18 protein-coding genes are annotated in these 22,410 nt (G+C 71.6%); 2 read left to right on the forward strand and 16 right to left on the reverse strand.

All coding sequences use genetic code 11. From position 1 onward, the window contains the following. Positions 1 to 38: 38 nt before the first annotated feature. The 8 genes from topA to bldG all read right to left on the reverse strand — a co-directional run bounded on the left by topA (position 39) and on the right by bldG (position 12,049). On the reverse strand, positions 39 to 2,876 hold the full coding sequence (gene topA, locus AB0I51_RS37540; RefSeq protein ID WP_362982868.1) for a type I DNA topoisomerase: 2,838 nt from the start codon (positions 2,874 to 2,876) through the stop codon (positions 39 to 41). A gap of 258 nt (positions 2,877 to 3,134) precedes the next feature. Further along, positions 3,135 to 3,332 carry a hypothetical protein gene (locus tag AB0I51_RS37545; RefSeq protein ID WP_362982869.1) on the reverse strand — a complete coding sequence of 66 codons (198 nt, stop codon included), beginning with the start codon at positions 3,330 to 3,332 and terminating at the stop codon, positions 3,135 to 3,137. Positions 3,333 to 3,428: 96 nt separating this feature from the next. Further along, a complete protein-coding gene (locus AB0I51_RS37550; RefSeq protein WP_362982870.1) occupies positions 3,429 to 5,768 on the reverse strand; it encodes a protein kinase in 2,340 nt (779 codons plus the stop codon). 221 nt (positions 5,769 to 5,989) lie between these two features. Beyond that, positions 5,990 to 7,510, reverse strand: coding sequence for a class I SAM-dependent methyltransferase (locus tag AB0I51_RS37555; protein ID WP_362982871.1), 1,521 nt, complete (start codon positions 7,508 to 7,510; stop codon positions 5,990 to 5,992). A 130-nt stretch (positions 7,511 to 7,640) separates the two neighbouring features. Then, positions 7,641 to 8,237 carry a small secreted protein gene (locus tag AB0I51_RS37560; RefSeq protein ID WP_362982872.1) on the reverse strand — a complete coding sequence of 199 codons (597 nt, stop codon included), beginning with the start codon at positions 8,235 to 8,237 and terminating at the stop codon, positions 7,641 to 7,643. Between the two features lie 228 nt (positions 8,238 to 8,465). Then, positions 8,466 to 10,871 (reverse strand): sodium-translocating pyrophosphatase, encoded by a 2,406-nt coding sequence (locus AB0I51_RS37565; RefSeq protein ID WP_362982873.1) that lies wholly within the window; start codon positions 10,869 to 10,871, stop codon positions 8,466 to 8,468. Between the two features lie 280 nt (positions 10,872 to 11,151). Further along, positions 11,152 to 11,589 carry an ATP-binding protein gene (locus AB0I51_RS37570; protein WP_362982874.1) on the reverse strand — a complete coding sequence of 146 codons (438 nt, stop codon included), beginning with the start codon at positions 11,587 to 11,589 and terminating at the stop codon, positions 11,152 to 11,154. A 118-nt stretch (positions 11,590 to 11,707) separates the two neighbouring features. After that, positions 11,708 to 12,049 carry an anti-sigma factor antagonist BldG gene (gene bldG / locus AB0I51_RS37575; RefSeq protein ID WP_003975386.1) on the reverse strand — a complete coding sequence of 114 codons (342 nt, stop codon included), beginning with the start codon at positions 12,047 to 12,049 and terminating at the stop codon, positions 11,708 to 11,710. 80 nt (positions 12,050 to 12,129) lie between these two features. Between bldG and AB0I51_RS37580 the strand changes: the two genes are divergently transcribed. Further along, positions 12,130 to 14,640, forward strand: coding sequence for a DEAD/DEAH box helicase (locus tag AB0I51_RS37580; protein WP_362982875.1), 2,511 nt, complete (start codon positions 12,130 to 12,132; stop codon positions 14,638 to 14,640). Here AB0I51_RS37580 and AB0I51_RS37585 read toward each other — a convergent pair. The 7 genes from AB0I51_RS37585 to ssd form a co-directional block, all read right to left on the reverse strand. Beyond that, positions 14,549 to 14,980 (reverse strand): Rv3654c family TadE-like protein, encoded by a 432-nt coding sequence (locus AB0I51_RS37585; protein ID WP_362982876.1) that lies wholly within the window; start codon positions 14,978 to 14,980, stop codon positions 14,549 to 14,551. The genes AB0I51_RS37580 and AB0I51_RS37585 overlap by 92 nt on opposite strands. Positions 14,981 to 14,988: 8 nt before the next feature. Continuing rightward, a complete protein-coding gene (locus AB0I51_RS37590; protein WP_362982877.1) occupies positions 14,989 to 15,366 on the reverse strand; it encodes a TadE family type IV pilus minor pilin in 378 nt (125 codons plus the stop codon). Beyond that, the gene (locus AB0I51_RS37595) at positions 15,353 to 15,592 is read right to left on the reverse strand and encodes a DUF4244 domain-containing protein (RefSeq protein WP_362982878.1); all 240 of its coding nucleotides are present in this window, start codon (positions 15,590 to 15,592) and stop codon (positions 15,353 to 15,355) included. The genes AB0I51_RS37590 and AB0I51_RS37595 overlap by 14 nt, the downstream gene beginning before the upstream one ends. Positions 15,593 to 15,679: 87 nt before the next feature. Beyond that, positions 15,680 to 16,501 carry a type II secretion system F family protein gene (locus AB0I51_RS37600; protein WP_362982879.1) on the reverse strand — a complete coding sequence of 274 codons (822 nt, stop codon included), beginning with the start codon at positions 16,499 to 16,501 and terminating at the stop codon, positions 15,680 to 15,682. Between the two features lie 41 nt (positions 16,502 to 16,542). Continuing rightward, positions 16,543 to 17,415, reverse strand: coding sequence for a type II secretion system F family protein (locus AB0I51_RS37605; RefSeq protein ID WP_362982880.1), 873 nt, complete (start codon positions 17,413 to 17,415; stop codon positions 16,543 to 16,545). Further along, positions 17,396 to 18,652, reverse strand: coding sequence for a TadA family conjugal transfer-associated ATPase (locus AB0I51_RS37610; RefSeq protein ID WP_362982881.1), 1,257 nt, complete (start codon positions 18,650 to 18,652; stop codon positions 17,396 to 17,398). Before AB0I51_RS37610 ends, AB0I51_RS37605 begins: the two co-directional genes overlap by 20 nt. Then, positions 18,649 to 19,752: a septum site-determining protein Ssd gene (gene ssd / locus AB0I51_RS37615; RefSeq protein ID WP_362982882.1), complete on the reverse strand. Its 1,104-nt coding sequence runs from the start codon at positions 19,750 to 19,752 to the stop codon at positions 18,649 to 18,651. The genes AB0I51_RS37610 and ssd overlap by 4 nt, the downstream gene beginning before the upstream one ends. 584 nt (positions 19,753 to 20,336) lie before the next feature. Here ssd and AB0I51_RS37620 point away from each other — a divergent pair. Continuing rightward, positions 20,337 to 21,170, forward strand: coding sequence for an HAD family hydrolase (locus AB0I51_RS37620; RefSeq protein WP_362982883.1), 834 nt, complete (start codon positions 20,337 to 20,339; stop codon positions 21,168 to 21,170). A gap of 349 nt (positions 21,171 to 21,519) precedes the next feature. Here AB0I51_RS37620 and AB0I51_RS37625 read toward each other — a convergent pair whose 3' ends face one another. Continuing rightward, entirely contained in the window at positions 21,520 to 22,344 is an 825-nt protein-coding gene (locus tag AB0I51_RS37625) for an oxidoreductase (protein WP_362982884.1), read from the reverse strand. Positions 22,345 to 22,410: the final 66 nt, after the last annotated feature.

The raw sequence follows: 22,410 nt of genomic DNA on the forward strand, positions 1-22,410 counted from the left end.
CGACCTTGCGGTGGAGGAAGCGTGCGCTCCTCCTCGGGTCAGTCCTCGGACGTCACCTTGGAGGTGGCCGTCTTCTTGGCCGTCGCCGTCTTCGCGGCCGTGGTCGTCCTCTTGGCGGCCGTGGTCGTCTTGGCGACGGCCTTCTTGGCCGTCGTCGTCTTCTTCGCGGGCGCCTTCTTGGCCGCCGTCTTCTTCGCCGGGGCCTTCTTCGCCGTCTTCTTGGCGGGCGACTTGGCCCGCTTCTCGGCGAGCAGCTCGTAGCCGCGCTCCGGGGTGATCTCCTCGACGCTGTCGCCGGACCGGAGGGTCGCGTTGGTCTCGCCGTCGGTGACGTACGGCCCGAAGCGGCCGTCCTTGACGACGACGGGCTTCTCGCTGACCGGGTCCACGCCCAGTTCCTTCAGCGGCGGCTTGGCGGCGGCCCGGCCGCGCTGCTTGGGCTGGGAGTAGATCTCCAGCGCCTCTTCGAGGGTGATCGTGAAGAGCTGGTCCTCGGTCTGCAGCGAGCGGGAGTCCGTGCCCTTCTTCAGGTACGGCCCGTAGCGCCCGTTCTGCGCGGTGATCTCCACGCCTTCGGCGTCCTTGCCGACGACGCGCGGCAGCGACATCAGCTTGAGGGCCTCGGCGAGCGTCACCGTGTCGGGGGTCATCGACTTGAACAGCGAGGCCGTACGCGGCTTGACGGCGTTCTTGCCGGTCTTCGGGGTGCCCTCGGGGAGCACCTCGGTGACGTACGGGCCGTAGCGGCCGTCGCGGGCGATGATCTGGTGGCCGGACTCGGGGTCGGCGCCCAGCTCGAAGTCGCCGCTCGGCTTGGCGAGGAGTTCCTCGGCGTACTCGACGCTCAGCTCGTCGGGGGCCAGGTCCTCGGGCACGTCGGCGCGCTGGTGGTTCTCGGAGTCCTTCTCGCCGCGCTCCACGTAGGGGCCGTAGCGGCCGACGCGCAGCATGATGTCGTTGCCGACCGGGAAGGACGACACCTCGCGGGCGTCGATCGCGCCCAGGTCGGTGACGAGTTCCTTGAGGCCGCCCAGGTGGTCGCCGTCGCCGTTGCCGGCCTCGGCGGCGCCCGTCGCCTCGCCCTCACCGAAGTAGAAGCGGCGCAGCCACGGCACGGCCTGTGCCTCGCCGCTGGCGATGCGGTCGAGGTCGTCCTCCATCTTGGCGGTGAAGCTGTAGTCGACGAGCCGACCGAAGTGCTTCTCCAGGAGGTTGACCACGGCGAAGGACAGGAAGGACGGCACCAGGGCCGTGCCCTTCTTGAAGACGTAGCCGCGGTCGAGGATGGTGCCGATGATCGACGCGTACGTCGACGGGCGGCCGATCTCGCGCTCTTCGAGCTCCTTGACGAGGCTGGCCTCGGTGTAGCGGGCCGGGGGCTTGGTGGCGTGCCCGTCGACCGTGATCTCCTCGGCGGCGAGCGCGTCGCCCTCGGCGACCTGGGGGAGCCGGCGCTCGCGGTCGTCCAGCTCGGCGTTCGGGTCGTCGGCGCCCTCCACGTAGGCCTTCAGGAAGCCGTGGAAGGTGATCGTCTTGCCGGAGGCGCTGAACTCGGCGTCCCGGCCGTCGGAGGAGGTGCCCGCGATCTTCACGGTGACGGAGTTGCCGACCGCGTCCTTCATCTGGGAGGCGACGGTCCGCTTCCAGATCAGCTCGTAGAGCTTGAACTGGTCACCGGTCAGGCCGGTCTCGGCCGGGGTGCGGAAACGATCACCCGAGGGGCGGATCGCCTCGTGCGCCTCCTGGGCGTTCTTGACCTTCCCGGCGTACACACGCGGCCGGTCCGGCAGGTAGTCGGCACCGTACAGCTGCGTCACCTGGGCGCGGGCGGCGCTGACGGCCGTCTCGCTCAGGGTCGTGGAGTCCGTACGCATGTAGGTGATGTAGCCGTTCTCGTACAGCTTCTGCGCGACCTGCATGGTGGCCTTGGCACCGAAGCCGAGCTTGCGGCTGGCCTCCTGCTGGAGGGTCGTCGTACGGAACGGGGCGTACGGCGAGCGTCGGTACGGCTTCGACTCGACGGAGCGGACCGCGAAGTCGGTGTTCTCCAGCGCGGCGGCGAGGGCACGGGCGTTCGCCTCGTCGAGGTGGAGGGTGTTCTCGCTCTTGAGCTGACCCAGGGAGTCGAAGTCACGGCCCTGCGCGACCCGCCTGCCGTCGACGGCCTGGAGGCGGGCGACAAGGGACGACGGGTCGCTCGCGTCACCGGCCCGGCCGGTGGCGAAGGTGCCCGTCAGGTCCCAGTACTCAGCAGAACGGAACGCGATGCGCTCGCGTTCCCGCTCGACCACGAGCCGGGTCGCGACGGACTGGACCCGGCCGGCCGACAGGCGCGGCATGACCTTCTTCCACAGGACCGGCGAGACCTCGTAGCCGTAGAGGCGGTCGAGGATGCGGCGGGTCTCCTGTGCGTCGACCAGCGGCTGGTTGAGGTCGCGCGGGTTGGCCACGGCGGCGCGGATCGCGTCCTTGGTGATCTCGTGGAACACCATGCGCTTGACCGGGACCTTGGGCTTCAGGACCTCCAGGAGGTGCCACGCGATGGCCTCGCCCTCGCGGTCCTCATCGGTGGCGAGGAAGAGTTCGTCGGAGTCCTTGAGGAGGTCCTTTAGCTTCTTGACCTGGGCCCGCTTGTCGGCGTTGACCACATAGATCGGCGCGAAGTCGTGGTCGACGTCCACGCCGAGGCGGCGGACCTCGCCGGTGTACTTCTCGGGCACCTCGGCGGCGCCATTGGGAAGGTCACGGATGTGCCCGACGCTCGCCTCGACGACATATCCGGGGCCGAGGTAGCCCTTGATCGTCTTCGCCTTGGCAGGGGACTCGACAATGACGAGTCGGCGGCCGCCGTGTGCGGTCTCGCTGGTCGGGGACAACTTCGCTCTTCTCTCCGGTCGACGCTGGGGCCTCCCCTGGGGCAAGCGGGGCCGCTTGGTCCCGGGGTCGGGTCATGGTGACGCTGCGGAGTGTGACGGTACATCCCGCCCCCGTGTCAAACGGGAAAAGCCCGCAACGGCCACTCGAACGGTAACCCGACTACCGCCATTCCTGCCGCCCGGAGTACCCACCGGCCTTTCCGGGGTGATCCGGAGGGCGATCCCCCGGTTACCGGCGCCCCGGCTCGGGTGCGGTGCTCAGACGTGCAGGAAGCACCAGGTTCCGAGGAGGAGCGCGACGAGCGCGACGACGCCCGCGAGGGTCGCCGATGCGACCTGGTTCACACCCTGGGCGACAGGTTCACGGTGCCGCACCCTGACCGCGGTCCACAGCAGCAGCGCGCTTCCGAACAGGGCGAACACCAGCCCCGCGAAGATCGCCGGCCCGCTCTCCATGCGTGTCCCCTCCCGCCCCGGATACCCCGGTCCGGGAGGCTGGCAGCCGTGAGCGACGGGCAGGCCAACCCCCGGTGAATTCGCGGCGCACAACCCTCAGGCGGCCGTGCCCGAGGACGATATCGCCCCGGTCGTCCGCGAGTGGTCCGCCTGGCCCACCGTGCACACGACCGAGTTGAATCCGGCCTTCCAGTTGTTCTCGTCGGACAGATACCCGTAGACGGAGCGGTCGGATCCGGGTGCCCAAGTCGACTCGAACTTGTTGCCGCACAGCTTGTTCCCCTGCTGCAGCGCCTCCTCGAACGCCATGGTCTTCGGAGCCGTCACAAAACCGATCACCTGGTCCGTGTGCTGATCGGCGCAGTCGGCCAGGGTCGCGGTGAAGTACGTCTTGTGGTCGACGTACAGCCAGCAGTCGCCGACGCTCATCTCGGTGGTCCACACGTTCGACCCGGTGTCCCGGAAGCGCCCTATCTCGCCGCCGATCGGCACATGACGGCCGAGTACGAGACACGCCGTACCGCCCCCGGCCGCCCCGAAGCCCGCCTGTGTCGGCGTCAGGGCGTAGACGTCCGCGTCGGCCAGGGAGTCGGCCGCCGCCTTCGCCTTGCCCGCGCACCGCTCGGCCCCGTGGTCGCGGGCGTCGGCGAAGTCGCTCGCCGTGTCGACCGCCATCACCTGGCCGTCCGGAACGTCGTGCGCGCAGCTCACGACCCCGAGGTTGGGCCGCGACCGGAACGCCGTCCCGGTCCACACCGCGTGCACGCAATCGCCGGTCTGCAGCGCCTTCTTGAGCCCGACCTCCTGGCCGTACGGATACTCGGAGCCCGTCGGCGACGCCGACACGGACGGGGACGCCTTCTTCGTCGCCGCCGTGTCCTTGCCGCCGGTCAGCGTGGTCACCGCCCACACCCCGCCCGCGACCACCAGCGCGACCGCCGCCACGAGGGCGACGACCACCGCGACCGGCTTCCGGCGCCGGCTCCCACCGGGCGGCCCGCTGCCGACGGCTCCCGGGCCGCCGGGATACGTCGGCCCCTGACCGCCCGCGTACGGCGGCGGGACCGCGCCGCCCTGGTAGGGCTCCTGCCGGGCACCGGGATAGGCCCCCTGGTAGGACATCGTGGGGCTGTTCGCGTACGGATTCCACTGGCCGTACGACCCGCCCGAACCGGCCTGCCCCTGCGGGGCGTACGGCGACGCGGGGCCGCCCGGGGTGTTCGGCGTGTTGGGGGTGGGCGGTGCGCCGGGCGTCTGCGGGGTGTTCGGGGTGCCCGGCGTGAGCCGGCCCGCGGGCGTGAAGCCCCCCAGGGCGGCCGCGGGCCGATCACCGTACGGCGCGGGGCTCTGGTGGGTGGCCCCGGGGCCACCCGGCGTTCCGGGGCCGTAGGGACCGCCGCCCACGGCGTATCCGGGCGGGCCGCCCTGCACCTGGCCCTGTGGTCCGGCAGGGACATGGCCCGGAGGTCCGAAGCCGGCGCTGCCCGGCGGCCGTTCGGGGGTGGACCAGCCGCCCGGTGCCGGGCCGAAACCCTCCGGCACCGGCGTGTGCCCCGGTACCGGACCGGCCGACAGCGCGACCCGCTCCAGACCGTGTGCCGCCGTCTCCGGTGTGGACCTCAGGACCGGGTCCTTGACCAGCAACCCCTGGAGCACGGGCGCCAGTTCGCCCGCGCGGACGGCGGGCGTGGGCTCCTCGCCGAGCAGGGCCGTGAGGGTCGCGTAGTCGCCGTGTCGGTCGAAGGGGCCGCGGCCCTCGACGGCGGCGTACAGCGTGGCGCCCAGGGAGAACAGGTCGGCGGCCGGGGTGGGCGGCTCGCCGCGGGCCCGCTCGGGGGCGAGATAGCCGGGGGTGCCGAGGATGCCTGCGGTGGCGGTGAGCCGGGGTTCGCGGGACTCGGGCTGGAGCGCGATGCCGTAGTCGGTGAGCAGCACGCGCGCGTACGGATCGCCCGAAGCGTTGGGCGCCAGAAGGATGTTGGCCGGTTTCACGTCCCGGTGCAGGATGCCGATGCGGTGCCCGGCGGTGAGCGCGTCGAGGACCGCGAGGCCGATGCGGGCGACCTGCGCGGGCGGCAGCGGGCCGGAGCGCCGGACGACCGCCTGGAGGTCGACGCCGTCGGGGACGTACTCCATGACGATCCACGGCAGGCCCTCGTGGATCACCACGTCGTGCACTGTCGCCACATGCGGGTGGCCGCGCAGCCGGGCGGCGTGCCGGGCCTCGCTGCGGGCCCGCGCGATGCGGTGCGCGGGCTCGCTCGCGTCCCTCGGGACGTCCGGCAGCGAGATCTCCTTGATGGCGACCTCGCAGGCCAACTCCTCGTCGTACGCGAGCCATACGCGCCCCATGCCGCCGGCGCCCAGCGTGCGCAGCAGCCGGTAGCGGCCGTTGACGATCCTGCCCTCACCCTGCTCCGGCGTATCCCCGGCCATCACGCCTCCCCCGAGACGGCGCGCCTCCCCCGAGGACGCGTGGAACCTGTCTCCGAAGGTAGCCTCGCACCCGCCACTGACAAGAGGGCCTTTCCGTACCAATCCCACCGATCCCGCCGGGCGGGAACACAGGCGGCCCAGTGGTGCGGACAGGCCTCAGGCGTGACGGGCGCGGGCGCGGCGCGAGGCCGGAAAATCGGCGAACCGGCCGCCGCGGGCGGTCAGTCGGTGGACTCCAGGAACCCCTGCTCCACCAACAGCCGGATCTGCGCCGGTGTCCGGTCGCGGAGCAGCACCGGGTCCTCGCCCACGAGTTGGGCGATCGCATCCAGGATGCGGCCCGCGCTCAGGCTGCCGTCGCAGACGCCGGCGAAGCCCGCGCCGACCGTGTCCACCTTGGTGGCCCGGCGCATGCCGCGGTGCTGGCGCAGCACGACGTGCTCGGGGTCCTCGGCGCCGGGCAGGCCGACCTGTTCCTGGATGACCTCGTCGGCGAGCCTGAAGTGGGCGGCGAGCAGGGCCGCGTCGTCAAGGGCGCGCAGCCGGTCGACCCGGTCGAAATGAGCGCGCACGGTGTCGCCGAGCGGCTGCTCGACCGGGTGCGGCCACTCCTCGACGGTGATGGAGGGTGCGTCAGACGCCGTCCTGCGCAGCGTGATCCAGCCGAAGCCCACGGCTTTCACCTTGCGCGCCTCGAACTCGTCGAGCCACGCGTCGTAGAGCGCCTCGTACGCGGCCGGGTCGCCTCGGTGGTCGCCGGCGTCCCTGAGCCACAACTCGGCGTACTGGGTGACGTCCTGGACCTCGCGCTGCACGATCCACGCGTCGCACCCGCGCGGCACCCACGACCTGAGCCGGTCCTGCCAGTCCTCCCCCTCCACGTGCTGCCAGTTGGCGAGGAACTGCGCGAATCCGCCCTCGCGCAGATGATCCCCCGCCCGCTGAACGAGCGACCGGCACAGATCGTCCCCGCCCATCCCGCCGTCGCGGTAGGTGAGCCGGGCGCCGGGCGAGATCACGAAGGGCGGGTTCGAGACGATCAGGTCGTACGTCTCGTCGTCGCGGACCGGGTCGAACAGCGAGCCCTCGCGGAGGTCGGCCGCCGGTGCGCCGGACAGCGCCAGGGTGAGCGCGGTGATGTGCAGGGCGCGCGGGTTGACGTCGGTGGCCGTCACGCGCGTGGCGTGCTGTGCCGCGTGCAGGGCCTGGATGCCGGAACCGGTGCCGAGGTCGAGCGCCGCGGCCACCGGCGTCCGTACGGTGATGCCCGCGAGGGTCGTGGACGCGCCGCCCACCCCGAGGACGACGGCTTCCTCCCGGCTGCCGATCCCGCCGGCCCCGCCGACGGCGCATCCCAGGTCGGACACGATGAACCAGTCCTCGCCGCCGGGCCCGCCGTAGGGCCGTACGTCCACGGTCGCGGCGACCTCGTCGCCGCCCACGGGCGCCAGCCAGCCGCTGTCCACGCACGCGGCGACGGGAAGGACGTCCCGTACGCGTGCGTGCGGGACGGGCTGCTGGAGCAGGAACAGGCGGACCAGGGTCTCCAGCGGGGTGTCGCCCCGGGTCGCGCGGAGGGCCGGCAAGGTCTCGCTGCGGGCCAGCGCCGCGTACGCGGGGGCGCCGAGCAGGTCGAGCAGTCCGTCGGCGGTGAAGGAGGCGCCGAGCAGGGCGTCCCGGAGCCGGGCGGCGACCTCGGGGCGGTCGGCTGCGGGCAGCGTGGGCGGGGTGGAGTTACTCACGCCCCCATTGTGGCCGCTCCGGCCGACAACGTGCCCGCGCGTGCGAAGGCCCCGGCACGCACGCGTACCGGGGCATCTTTCAGTCACTGAAAGATCGCCTCCTACAGGAGGCGCCGTTCACCGGGCGAGGTCATGCGGTTCCGGACGAGGCCGACGCGGACGCCGACTTGCAGGCCTCCTGCTTGGTCATGGCCTTGCCGACATCGCCCTCTTCGAGGGTCTTCAGGGCGTCGTTGCCGCTGCTGCTGAGCTTGTCCAGCGAGGTCGCGATGCCCTTGAGGCCGTCCGCGAACTTCGCCTGGTCCTTGACGTCGAGCCCGTCGACCTGCTTCTTCAGGGCGGCGTACGACGCGGAGATGTCGTTGAGCTCCTTGACGGCGTTCTGCTGCTTCGTCGCGCCGTTGTCGACGTCCGGCGCGCCGGCGCTGTTCACGGCGGCCCCGATCGCCTTGTAGGCGTCGGACATGTCCTGGAAGGCCTGCGAGTCTGTCTGCCGGACCTGTGCCGGGGTGCTGTTGTCCGAGGTCTCCTTCTGGATCGCCGTGTTGGCGGCCTCGATCTTCTTCGCCTGCGGCTGTACGGCGAGGCAGACCTGCTTGGCCCAGGAGCCCAGCTTGGCGTCCGTGTCGTCGCCGCTGCCGCCGCATCCCGACAGCGCCAGTACCAGTACCGCACCGCCGGACAGTGCGGCCGCGAGCTTCTTGTTCACCGGATTGGTCCCTTCCATGGCTCTCGGCCCCGGAACATACACGCCGCACAGGCCGCACCCCCGGACCCAAGGACCGATAGGGGAGCTTTTGGGACCATTTGCGCCAAGCGAGAGAAGGCTCACGGCGAGGCCCTGAACACACACAGAACGGGCGGGCGGCGCCCACAACTCGCGCCGCCCGCCCGCCTTTTGATCGGGTTGATCGGGACCTCGCAAGAGCCCCCGAATCGGGCCCCGTAGGACCGCCTACGAAACCACCGCGGGATCCGCCGACTTGGTCGTCCGTTCGGCATCACCCTCGTCCCCCACGGCGATCCCGCGCCGCTTGGAGATGTACACCGCGACGACGATCACCAGGAACGCGAGCACCGCGATCGCGATGCGCACCCCGATGTTCTTGTCGGCGCCGTAGCTGAACTTGATGACCGCGGGCGCGATGAGCAGCGCGACGAGGTTCATCACCTTCAGCAGCGGGTTGATCGCCGGACCGGCGGTGTCCTTGAACGGGTCGCCGACCGTGTCGCCGATCACCGTGGCGGCATGGGCCTCGCTGCCCTTGCCGCCGTGGTTGCCGTCCTCGACGAGTTTCTTCGCGTTGTCCCAGGCACCGCCCGAGTTCGCGAGGAAGACCGCCATCAGCGTGCCGGTGCCGATCGCGCCCGCGAGGAACGAGCCGAGCGCGCCGACCCCGAGCGTGAACCCGACCGCGATCGGGGTGAGCACGGCGAGCAGGCCCGGCGTGGCCAGTTCGCGCAGCGCGTCCTTGGTGCAGATGTCGACGACGCGGCCGTACTCCGGTGTCTCGCTGTAGTCCATGATCCCGGGGTGCTCGCGGAACTGCCGCCGCACCTCGTAGACCACGGCCCCCGCCGACCGCGAGACCGCGTTGATCGCGAGCCCCGAGAAGAGGAAGACGACCGCGGCGCCGACGATGAGCCCCACCAGGTTGTTGGGCTGGGAGATGTCCATCATCAGGTTGAGCGGCGCGCCCGCTCCCGAGACCTTCTCGCCCACATCGTGTGCGCCGGTGACGATCGCGTCCCGGTACGACCCGAAGAGCGCCGACGCCGCCAGGACGGCGGTGGCGATGGCGATGCCCTTGGTGATGGCCTTGGTGGTGTTGCCCACCGCGTCCAGGTTGGTGAGCACCTGCGCGCCCGCGCCCTCGACGTCGCCGGACATCTCGGCGATGCCCTGCGCGTTGTCGGAGACCGGCCCGAAGGTGTCCATGGCGACGATCACACCGACCGTGGTGAGCAGCCCAGTGCCGGCCAGCGCCACCGCGAACAGCGCCAGCATGATCGAGGCGCCGCCCAGCAGGAACGCGCCGTAGACGGCGAGACCGATCAACAGGGCGGTGTAGACGGCCGATTCGAGACCCAGCGAGATGCCCGCGAGGATGACGGTGGCCGGACCGGTGAGCGAGGTCTTGCCGATGTCCATCACGGGACGGCGGTTCGTCTCCGTGAAGTAGCCGGTCAACTGCTGGATCAGCGCGGCGAGCACGATGCCGATGGCCACGGCGACGAGCGCGAGGATCCGCGGATCGCCGTCCTTGACCTTGATCGCCGCGTCGGTGACCCCGTCGAGGTCGGCGTAGGACGACGGCAGGTAGACGAAGACCGCGACCGCCACCAGCACGAGCGAGATCACCGCGGAGATGAAGAACCCCCGGTTGATCGCGGACATGCCGCTGCGGTCGGCCCGGCGTGGCGCCACCGCGAAGATGCCGATCATGGCGGTGATCACACCGATCGCCGGCACGAGCAGCGGGAAGGCGAGCCCGGAGTCGCCGAACGCCGCCTTGCCGAGGATCAGCGCGGCGACCAGCGTGACGGCGTACGACTCGAAGAGGTCGGCCGCCATACCAGCGCAGTCGCCGACATTGTCGCCCACGTTGTCGGCGATGGTCGCGGCATTGCGCGGGTCGTCCTCCGGAATACCCTTCTCGACCTTGCCGACGAGGTCGGCGCCGACGTCGGCCGCCTTGGTGAAGATGCCGCCGCCGACCCTCATGAACATGGCGATGAGGGCCGCGCCGAGGCCGAATCCCTCCAGCACCTTCGGCGCGTTGGCCGCGTACACCAGCACCACGCAGGAGGCGCCGAGCAGACCGAGCCCCACCGTGAACATGCCGACGACGCCGCCCGTGCGGAAAGCGATCTTCATTGCTTTGTGCGAGACGGCGGTGAGATCCTTTTCCGGCTCACCCTCCGCCGGGGTCGCTTCCCGGGCCGCCGCGGCGACACGGACATTACTGCGCACGGCGAGCCACATACCGGTATATCCGGTGGTCGCCGAGAACGCCGCACCGATCAGGAAGAAGATCGATCGCCCGGCGCGCTGATTCCAGTCGTCCGCGGGCAGCAGCAGAAGCAGGAAGAACACGATCACGGCGAATACGCCGACCGTGCGCAACTGGCGTCCCAGATAGGCGTTGGCGCCTTCCTGGACCGCTGCCGCGATCTTCTTCATGCTGTCGGTGCCCTCACCGGCCGCGAGTACCTGGCGGACCAGGATGCCCGCGACCACGAGCGCTGCGAGTGCCACGACGGCGATCACCATCACGAGGATGCGGTTGTCGTGGGTCAGGACTGCGGCTGCGAAGGTTGTGGGGTGGTCCAACTGCTGAGGGGTAGAAAGCCCCGCCATTCGTCCTCCTTGACGCCTGTGCTGAGCTCAAGAGATGTGGACGGATTGTAGGTACCGGAACCTGATCAAAACAGTGCGCGGCAAACGGAATTGGCCTTCGCATAGTAATGCCTTAAAAGCATTGGCGCTTGATCAAATTGTCGGTGGATTGATCGTGAATGAATTCACGAAAACGCTGTCGTGATCACTGTACGACTGCCACCCGGGGCCGGACATGCCGAAGGGCCCTACTCAGTAGGGCCCTTCGGGGTAATGATATCGGGGCGGAACGGCTCAGAACTCAGGAGAGCGGCGCGGCCGGCGGTGTGGTCGGCCAGGTCATGCGGATCGATCCGCCGTGCTCTCCCGCGGTGACCTCGACGTCGTCGACGAGCCCACTGATGACAGCGAGGCCCATCTCGTCCTCCTCGGTCTCCGCGTCCGGATCCTCACCCAGCGCCCCGGGCGCCTTGTCGCCGGGGGCCGAGCGTGGTGCCTCGTCGCCGACCTCGATGGAGAACTGCTTCTCCTCCTCGATCAGCAGCACCTTCACCGGAGAGGTGATTCCGCCGCTCTGGTGCAGCCCGACGGCACGGGTGCAGGCCTCGCCGACGGCGAGTCTCACCTCGTCGAGTACGGCCTCGTCCACTCCGGCCCTCCGCGCCACCGCTGCCGCCACCAGTCGGGCGGTCCTGACGTGCTCGGGCAGCGCGCTGAAGCGGAGTTCAACGGTGGCCATGCATCCCCCTCGGGACTACGGGCGTGCTGTCGGAGGGCCGGGCTGCCGAAAGCCCGGTCCACCGGTCGTCTATACGGCCGATCGGGGAGCGGTCGCTGGCCGCTCCCTGAACGGTCGGTCAGTCGGTGGCCGCCACCGCTTCCTCGACCGAGGTGTGAATCGGGAACACCTTGGTGAGGCCGGTGATACGGAAGATCTTCAGAATGCGCTCCTGGTTGCAGACCAGGCGCAGCGAGCCCTCGTGGGCACGCACCCGCTTCAGGCCGCCGACCAGCACACCGAGCCCGGTGGAGTCGAGAAAGTCGACGCCCTCCATGTCGACGACGAGGTGGAAACTCCCGTCGTTCACCAGCTCGACCAGCTGTTCGCGCAACTTGGGCGCGGTATATACGTCGATTTCGCCACCGACCTCGACGACCGTACGATCGCCGACGGTACGGGTCGACAGGGACAGGTCCACGGATCCTCCAGCACCTTGCTATCGAGCGGTCATCCCATGGGACACCTCGGCAGAGCCCCCAGGACGGTTCGCCAGCCGCGATGGCATTCAATCACTTACCGCAGGGCGTGCACGACGCCTTGGCTCCATTGTCCGTCACGCCAGTGACACACTCGGTGCCGATGGCCAAGAATCAGCGATCCGATCGACCCTCGGCGAACCCCGTGTCCGGGCTCTCGCCGGGCACGGTTCTGGACCGGCTCGCGTCCGGACCGAGCCGGGCTTCGCGCATCACTCATACGGAGCACTTGCCCCCACGTGAGGGCCGCCATGCCGTCTGGCCTGACCGGATTCGTGCGGAGGTGATCGCCACCGTCCAGGAAGCCGGTATCGAACACCCCTGGGCCCACCAGGCACAGGCCGCCGAGCACGCCCTCGACGGCGAGTCAGTGATCGTTGCCACAGGCACCGCTTCGGGCAAGTCGCTGGCTTATCTGGTACCGGTCCTCTCGGCGCTCCTCGACGGCTCCGAGGCGCCGAACGGCCGCGGCACCACCGCCCTGTACCTGGCCCCCACGAAGGCCCTGGCGGCCGACCAGCTCCGTTCCGTGAAGGAACTTTCACAACCTCTGGGCAATGCCGTTCGCCCGGCCGTGTACGACGGCGACACTCCGTTCGAAGAGCGCGAGTGGGTACGCCAGTACGCCAACTACGTCCTGACCAACCCCGACATGCTCCACCGCGGCATATTGCCCTCGCACCCGCGCTGGTCCTCCTTCCTGAAGTCCCTGAAGTACGTGGTCATCGACGAGTGCCACACCTACCGGGGCGTCTTCGGCTCCCACGTCGCCCAGGTGCTGCGCCGCCTGCGCCGCCTCTGCGCCCGCTACGGCTCCTCCCCCGTCTTCCTCCTCGCCTCCGCCACGGCCGCCGAGCCCTCGGTCGCGGCCCGCCGCCTCACCGGCCTCCCAGTGGTCGAGGTCGCCGACGACGCCTCACCCCGCGGCGAGTTGGTGTTCGCCCTCTGGGAGCCCCCGCTCACCGAACTGCACGGCGAGAAGGGCGCCCCGGTCCGCCGTTCGGCCACCGCCGAGACGGCCGACCTGCTGACCGACCTCACCGTCCAGGGCGTCCGCTCGGTGGCCTTCGTACGCTCCCGGCGCGGCGCCGAGCTGATCGCCCTGATCGCCCAGGAACGCCTCGCCGAGGTCGACCGTTCACTGGCCCGGCGGGTCGCCGCCTACCGGGGCGGCTACCTCCCCGAGGAGCGGCGCGCCCTCGAACGCGCCCTCCACTCCGGCGAGTTGCTCGGCCTCGCCGCCACCACCGCCCTCGAACTCGGCATCGACGTCTCGGGGTTGGACGCCGTCCTGATCGCCGGCTACCCCGGCACCCGCGCCTCCCTGTGGCAGCAGGCGGGCCGCGCCGGACGCTCCGGCCAGGGCGCCCTGGCCGTCCTGGTGGCCCGCGACGACCCCCTGGACACCTTCCTCGTCCACCACCCGGAGGCCCTGTTCGACCAGCCGGTGGAGTCCACGGTCCTGGACCCGGACAACCCGTACGTCCTGGCCCCCCACCTGTGCGCGGCGGCGTCGGAACTCCCGCTCACCGACGACGACTTGGAACTCTTCGGCCCGGCCACTGCGGACCTGCTGCCGCAGTTGGAGGCCGCGAAGCTGCTCCGCCGCCGGGCGAAGGCCTGGCACTGGACGCGCCGGGAACGGGCCGCCGACCTCACCGACATCCGCGGCGGGGGCGGAAGCCCGGTACAGGTCGTCGAGAACGGCACGGGCCGCCTGCTGGGCACGGTCGACGAGGCCGCCTCCCACACCACCGTCCACGAGGGCGCGGTCCACCTCCACCAGGGCCGCACATACCTGGTGCGCTCCCTGGACCTGGAGGACTCGGTCGCACTGGTCGAGGAGGCGAACCCTCCCTATTCGACGGTCGCCCGCGACACCACGGCGATCTCCGTCCTGGAGACGGACATCGAACTCCCCTGGGGTCAGGGCCGCTTGTGCTACGGCTCGGTCGAAGTCACCAACCAGGTCGTCTCCTTCCTCCGCAGACGTGTCATCACCGGCGAAGTCCTCGGCGAGTCGAAACTCGACCTCCCTCCTCGTACGCTCCGCACCCGCGCGGTGTGGTGGACGGTCACCGAGGACCAGCTCGACGCCGCCCGCATCAACCCCGAGATCCTCGGCGGCGCCCTGCACGCCGCCGAACACGCCTCGATCGGCATGCTCCCCCTCTTCGCCACCTGCGACCGCTGGGACATCGGCGGAGTCTCGGTGCCCCTGCACCCCGACACGCTGCTGCCGACGGTCTTCGTCTACGACGGCCATCCCGGCGGCGCGGGCTTCGCCGAGCGCGCCTTCCACACCGCCCGCGCCTGGCTCACCGCCACACTCCAGGCCATCGCCTCCTGCGAGTGCGACGCCGGCTGCCCGTCCTGCATCCAGTCCCCCAAGTGCGGCAACGGCAACGAGCCGTTGCACAAGCGGGGGGCGGTGCGGTTGCTCACGGAGCTGTTGCGGGAGGCACCGGCATCGCAGGGGACGGTGCGGGCGCCGGTGGCGGCACAGGCCCCGCAGGTCCCGCCCGTGCCCTGACCTCCGCCGCGAACGGTCCCAGGCCGGCCGCCGCCGTCACGTCCGACGTCTCCCCCACGACCGCGCACCGCACCAGCCGCGTCCCCTGCGCCCGAGCCACCCGCTCCGCCCGGGCACAGGCCCCCGCACCGCCCTCCGCCCAGTGGTCGGCCGCCGCGAGGGCCGCGAGATCCGCACCGCCGGCCGCGCGATGCCGGGCCACGACGGCCTGCCCCAGGGCGAGCACGACCCCGAACACGACACACATCACGGCCATCGCGCCCAGGCTCCACACGGTGGCGGACCCACGGTCCGAGTCCGGGCCCGGATGCCGGAGTCTCCTGCGCCCCAGAGCGGGCATACGACACCTCACGGCCCCGGCCTCCCCTCGCCCACCGTCTCCTCCGCCACCGCCACGGCCTCCTCCCGCACCTCGAAGGGCAGGCCGCCGAGCATCGGTGGCTTCGCGACCACGGCCACATGGACCTGGTCGCCCTCCCGGGAGACGGTGATCCTCGCGTCACGCGGTGCCGTGTCCCGGGTCACCCGGACGACCGCGTCGGCAGGATCCTGCCGGGCCGCCGCACGGGCGCCCGACCGCGCCGCGTCCACGCACTGGATCTGGGCGGCCACCACCAGGAGCCCCCACACCAGCGCCATCGCGAACATCACCAGCACGGGCAGGACCACGGCCGCCTCGGCCGTCACGAACCCCCCGTCGCCGCGCGGGCGTTCACACCTTCGCATCGAGGGCCCGCTTCACGATGTCCTGGAGCTCCGTGCTGACCGCTCCGCTGGTCACCACCTTGTAGAGCACCACGGCGAACGCCACCGCCGCGACCAGCCCCATCGCGTATTCAGCCGTGGCCATACCGGCGTCCCGGCGCGCTACGGCGCCGAGCCGCGCCCGTACCCGTACCGCTCGGACCACCCGTACCGCCGCTGCCCGTACTCCCTGCACTGCCTTGTACATCTCAACCCCCGTGAGGTTCCTGTCGGTTCAGTTGCTCGATTGCCTGGCTGCTCGATTGCTTGGTTGCTTGGTTGCTTGGTTGTCGGATCAGCCGCCGCCCCTTCCCGTCGCCCCGCCCGCGAGCCCGATCACCACGGGCAGTACGCCGACCGCGATGAACGCGGGCAGGAAGCACAGCCCCACCGGTGCGGTGATCAGGACGGCCGCCCGCCGGGCCCGTGCCGTCGCGGTGCGGGTCCAGTCGGCGCGGGCCTCCGCCGCGAGCCGTGCGACCGGTCCGGCGGCGGGGAGCCCCGACTCGTCGGCCCGTTCGAGCAGCCTCGCCAGCGGGCCGGCGCCCGGGAGCGCGGCCAACCTCCGCCAGGCGTCGGCCGGTTCGCCACCGAGCCGTACCTCCGCCGCCGCCCGCGCCAGCCGTTCCCCCACGGGTCCCGCGAGGGCCTCTCCCACCGCTTGGGCGGCGATCACCGGTGAGGCCCCGGCGGCGATGCAGGCGGCCAGCAGATCGGCGGCGAGCGGGAGTTGGCGGGCGGCCGAGGCCGCATCCCGCTCGGCTCCGCTGTCGCCGCCCATCTGCCTACGGCGCCACCGCCGCAGCCCGAGTGCGACAGCCCCGCCCACCACGACTCCGGCGACCCCACCGACCAACACCCACCCGGCACCCACGACTCCCGCCACGGGCAACCACCGCCGCGCGACGTCCCGAGCCTCGAACCGCCGCCCGGCGACCGGGACTTCGCGAACCTCCCGGCCCTCCCGCATCTCGCGAGCTTCCCGGGGCAGCAGCCCGGCCAGCCGTCGCCGAGCCCGCCGCTCGCGCCGCAGCGCGTCCAGCCACCGCACCAACCACCCCACGACCAGCAACGCCCCCAGGGTCACCCCCAGCCTGTGGACAACTTCCGCACTCACGCGGTCCCCCCTTCTCCGGCTCCGACACACGGCGACCTCGCTCACGCCGCCTCCACCCCGCCCACGATCCGCAGCGCCCACCACATCCCCAGGCCCTCCAGCAACCCCCCGACCAACAGGCACCCCAACCCCGCCCCGCTGTGCAGCAGCACCCGCAGCGGATCGGCGCCCATCGCCGCGCCGAGCAGCAGGCCGAGCACCGGCAGTCCGGAGAGCATCACGGCGGTGGCCCTGGCGCCGGCCAACTGGGCGCGCAGATCGGCCCGTTGGTCCCGGTCCGCGCGCAACGCCCCTTCGAGCCGGTCGAGTCCCGCGGCGAGTCCGGCCCCCTGGTCCACGGCCACCCGCCAGCACGCGGCGAGCCCCAACAGACCGTCCGCGCCCGGCTGTCGGGCCGCCGAGGTGAGCGCACCCGGCACGTCCCCGCCGAACCGCGCCGCCGCCAACACCGCGGCCTGCGCCTCCCCGAGCCCGCCGGAGTCGAGCGCGGCCCGCAGCAACGCCTCCCCCGGCTGTCGCCCGGCGCGCACCTCCCCGGCGAGCGTCGAGCACAGCGCGATCACCGCGTCCCCGCACGACTCCCGCGCCCGCCGGGCCTCCCCGGCCAGCCGCACCCGCCGTAGCAACGGCACTCCGACCGCCCCCGCGACGACCGGAACCACCGAAGCCCCCAGTACCGCCACCACCAGTCCGACGCCCAGCGACCACCACTCGGCTCGCAACCGGCCCCGGATCCGCCGCAGTTCACCGGCGGCCCGCTCCCACGAGGGCGGCCCGACGCCCACCACCCCACCGTCCGCGAAGAGCAACTGCGCCCGCCGCGCCCCGGACTGCCGCCCACCCATCAGCCAGACCAGGGCCCCCACGCACACCGCGGCCGCCCCGACCGACATCTCACCCGTTCCCATGTCCATCACCACTCCCGCTCGCCGTAGTCGGCCCCGCAAGCCCCCGACCCCCTTCGCCCCCACCCCGAATCAACTCCCGCAACCGCTCCCACCCCCGCTCGTACGCGAACGCCTCCGCGCCCCACCGCAGCGCCGGTACCGTGCACACCAGACCCGACGGGTCCCGCTCCAGGACATGGACCTCGGCGATCCGGCGCCGCCCGGCCCGGTCCCGTACGAGGTGCAGGACCACCGACAGCGCCGCCGCCAACTGGCTGTGCAGGGCGGCCCGGTCGAGGCCCGCGGCCGTGCCCAGGGCCTCCAGGCGGGCGGGGACATCGGCCGCGGCGTTCGCGTGCACGGTTCCGCAACCGCCCTCGTGGCCCGTGTTGAGCGCGGCGAGCAAATGGACCACCTCGGGGCCGCGGACCTCGCCGACGACGAGCCGGTCCGGCCGCATCCGGAGGGCCTGGCGAACCAGGTCCTGGAGCGTGACGAGGCCGGCGCCCTCCTGGTTGGCGGGTCTGCTCTCCAGCCGTACGACGTGCGGATGGTCCGGCTTCAGCTCCGCGGAGTCCTCGGCGAGCACGATCCGCTCACCGGGCCCCACCAGCCCGAGCAGCGCGCTCAGGAGCGTCGTCTTGCCGCTTCCGGTGCCGCCGCTGATCAGGAAGGACAGCCGGGCCTCGATCACGGCCCGCAGGATCCGGTCGCCGCCCGGCGGGACCGTGCCCGCCGCGACCAGCTCGCCGAGCGTGAACGCGCGCGGTCGTACGACACGGAGCGACAGACAGGTGCAGCCGACGGCGACCGGGGGCAGCACGGCGTGCAGGCGTGTCCCGTCGGGCAGCCGGGCGTCGGCCCAGGGCCGTGCGTCGTCCAGCCGGCGTCCGGCCACCGCGGCCAGGCGCTGCGCGAGGCGTCGTACGGCCGCCGCGTCCGGGAAGGTGACGGCGGTCAGTTCCAGGCCGCCGCCCCGGTCGACCCACACCCGGTCCGGGGCCGACACGAGGACGTCGGTCACCGAAGGATCGGCGAGCAGGGACTCCAGTGGCCCACTGCCGACCAGCTCGGACCGCAACTGCTCGGCCGCGCCCAGCACTTCGGCGTCCCCCAGCACCCGCCCCTGCTCCCGCAGCGCCTGCGCCACCCGCGCGGGCGTCGGCTCACCCCCGCTCTCGGCCAGCCACCGCCGCACACCGTCGAGCATCCCGCCGGGCATGCCCGGCGCCGGGCCGAGGCCACTCCCCACCAGCCCGCTCATGCGCCACCCGCCTCGACCAGCGCCCGCTCCCAGAACTCCCGGCAGAACCGCGCCAGTGGCCCCCGTCCGGCCGCCCCCGGCGGCGCCTTGGCCTCGTGGGGTCGCAACAGGCCCGATTCGAGCGGCACTTCGCCCGCCAGTGGCAGTCCGAGCAGACGGGCCACCTCCCGGTCGTCGAGGCCGGGGGCGTACGGCCCGCGGACGGCCACGCGCAGATCGCGCAGGACCATGCCGACGGCGGACGCCACCCGGCCGGCCGCGGCGACGGCGCGCAGCTCGGCGGGGACCACCAGGAGGCCCAGGTCGAGTTGGGCGAGGGCCTCGGCGACGCCGTCGTCGATGCGGCGCGGCAGGTCGACCACGACCGTGCCGCCGCGCCTTCTGGCCGCCGCGAGCACCGCGCGGACGGCCTGCGGCGGGATGGCGACGCAGTCGCCGCGGTCCCAGCTGAGCACCCGGAGCGAGTGGAGTTCGGGGAGTGACTCCTCCAGGGCGCCGCCGCCGACCCGGCCGCGCGAGGCGGCGAACGCGGGCCAGCGCAGGCCTTCCGCGCTCTCTCCGCCGAGGAGTACGTCGAGTCCGCCGCCGAGGGGATCCGCGTCCACCAGGAGGGTGCGCAGTCCCTCCCGCGCGGAGGTGACGGCGAGGGCGCACGCGAGCGTGGACGCTCCGGCCCCGCCGCGGCCCCCGATGACCCCGACGGTGAGCGCGGGGCGACCGACGCCCTCGGCCACGTCGGCGATGCGGTCGACGAGCCACTGCTCGCCGTCGGGCAGCATCAGGACGTGGTCGGCGCCGATCTCGACGGCCCGCCGCCAGACCCCGGAGTCGTCCTGGTCCCGGCCGACCAGTACCACCCCGTGCCGACGGGCGGCCCCGCGCACCCGTCGTGCGGCGTCGTCGCCGACCAGGACGAGCGGCGCCGTCTCCCAGCCGCCGCGGTGCTTTGGGACCCCGGGATGGACCTCGGGTGTCGCGCCGGCCGCCGCGCACAGGCGCAGCAGGTCGTCGAGGAGTTCGGCGTCCTCGGTGACGATCAGTGGTCCGCCCTGTCGGCCGCCGGCGGCGGGTGGCGGATCGTGTGTGACAGTTCCGGCCATTCTTTCCATCCCCCATCGATGTGTCTCTCGCGTGGCCCCTGCGGTCCCGCGATTCCCAAACGTGCGAAGAACCGGCGATCGGCCTCCATATGCACGGCCGACAGAAACCGGCCGAACGCGTCCGACAAACGGAACCGGCCATGAACTCGCCGCGAGCGAGGATGCGTTGGAATCACGGTGCGGGCATCACGGAAATCGTGTGGATCTTGGTCGAAAACTGTGGACAACGCAGGGCCTGTGAATATCGCCGTCACCCATACCGGTGACCCCCGTACTGGCCTCTGTGCGAGTTCCGCAGCGCAGCCCCACAGCTACGCACAGTGACGGGCTCTGGGCATGAAAAAAGGCGGCCTCAGCCACCTCGGGATCGCCTCACGGCCACACACAGGAAGGGAAAACGGGTCCGGACATGCGACGACCCCCACCGGGGGGGAGAGTGGGGGTCGCCTTCACGGCCGACTCGGGGGGGGGAGGAGCCGGACCGCGTTAGCACGGTCGCGAACGATCCGTGACTTCCATGGTGTACCCGAGAGCCCTCTCAGGCAAACCCACGCGCCACACCTTACGCCGAATGGGCTGCGCCTATGCTCTGGGTTGTGGAAAACCACTCCTTGCCCCGCACAGCAGCCTTCTTTGACCTGGACAAGACGGTCATTGCGAAGTCGAGCACGCTCACCTTCGGCAAGTCCTTCTACCAAGGCGGACTGATCAACCGCAGGGCCGCGCTGCGTACCGCCTATGCGCAGTTCGTCTTCCTCGCCGGCGGCGCCGACCACGACCAGATGGAGCGGATGCGCAAGTACCTGTCCGCACTCTGCCGCGGCTGGAACGTCCAGCAGGTGAAGGAGATCGTCGCCGAGACCCTGCACGACCTGATCGACCCGATCATCTACGACGAGGCGGCCTCCCTCATCGAGGAGCACCACCGCGCCGGCCGCGATGTCGTGATCGTGTCCACGTCGGGCGCCGAGGTGGTCGAGCCGATCGGTGAACTCCTGGGCGCGGACCGGGTGGTGGCGACCCGCATGGTGGTGGGCGACGACGGCTGCTTCACGGGCGAGGTGGAGTACTACGCCTACGGCCCGACGAAGGCCGAGGCCGTCAAGGAGTTGGCCCAGTCCGAGGGCTACGACCTCGACCGCTGCTACGCCTACAGCGACTCGGCGACCGATGTGCCGATGCTCCAGTCCGTGGGCCATCCCCATGCTGTGAACCCGGACCGCACGCTGCGCCGCGAGGCACTCGCGCGCGGGTGGCCGATTCTGGACTTCAACCGCCCGGTCCGGCTCAAGCAGCGGCTGCCCACACTCTCCGTGCCGCCCCGCCCAGCGCTCGTGGTGGCGGCGGCCGTGGGTGCCGCGGCGGCCACGGCGGGACTCGTCTGGTACGCGAGCCGACGCAAGGCAGCGACCTTTTAAGCCGGTTAATGACCCTTTGGGCGCAAAAGTAAAGAAGCGCGGCAAGGGGTTCCACTTCCTCCGGCGCGGGAGTACAAAGGACTCAACGGCCCGCGAGACCAAGGACATCCGAAAGGATCACCTTAATAACGCATTTGGCCCCACGGACCGCGCATGAACACCGGGCACCCACGCGACGTCGACCCGTCGATTACGGGCCAGCCGCACCAGGCGACGGGCAATGTTCCCGACCTGATGGGCAATATTTCGAGGACGCTTGGTAACCCGGTGGAACATGCCAGCGGCGGTACGAATCCTCGTACCGCCGCAACCCGTAACGGCCCCCTCCACAGGGGGCCGTTTTCCCGTGTCAGGCGGCTCCGCGCTGCAGCGCCTCGCACACCGCCGTCGACTCGCGCGCCCCCAGTTCGACGGCGCGCCCGCAGTGCTTGATCCACGCGGCCATGCCCTCCGGAGTGCCGGAGACATAGCCGTCCAGCGCCGCCAGATAGGCCGCGCGCCCGAGCTCGGCGTGGCCGACCTCCGCCGGGCACACGGACTTCGGGTCGAGGCCGCTGCCGATGAGGACGATCCGCTCGGCCGTGCGCGCGACGAGTCCGTTGCGGGAGGTGAAGGGGCGCAGCGCGAGCAGCTCGCCGTGCACGACGGCGGCCGTCACCAGCGCCGGCGCCGAACCGCCCGCGATGATCAGCTCCGAGAGCCCGTCCAGACGCCCCGAGACCTCGGCCGCACCGGGCAGCGGCAGTTCGACGAGCGGCTCGTCGACCGGCTCGCCCTCCTGGCGCGGCCGTCCGACATCGCCCTCCTTGCTCGCGGCGGCCACCAGGTGCAGCCGGGCGAGCACCCTGAGGGGCGACTGCCGCCAGATGGACAGCAGTTGGCCCGCCTCGGCGGACAACCGGAGGGCCGCGCCCATCGTCCGGGCCTCCTCATCACCACTGAAGTCGGTGCGCCGACGGACCTCTTCGAGTGCCCAGTCGGCCCCGGACAGCGCGGCGGAGCCACGCGCCCCGCGCAGTGCGGCCTCGGCGGTGATCTCGTTGCTGCGGCGCCGCATGACCCGATGCCCATAGACCCGGTCCACGGCCTTGCGCATGGACTCGACGGACTCGGCCACTCCGGGCAGCGTGCCCAGGGCCGCGAGCGGATCGGCGGTCGCACCTGTCGTACTCATGAGTACGACAGTAGCCATTCCGGTGGCGCGCCCCACGATGGAGTGGTCTTCTTCACGCACACCTGC

This window comes from Streptomyces sp. NPDC050549 (genome assembly GCF_040655035.1).
In the GTDB taxonomy this organism is placed as follows: domain Bacteria; phylum Actinomycetota; class Actinomycetes; order Streptomycetales; family Streptomycetaceae; genus Streptomyces.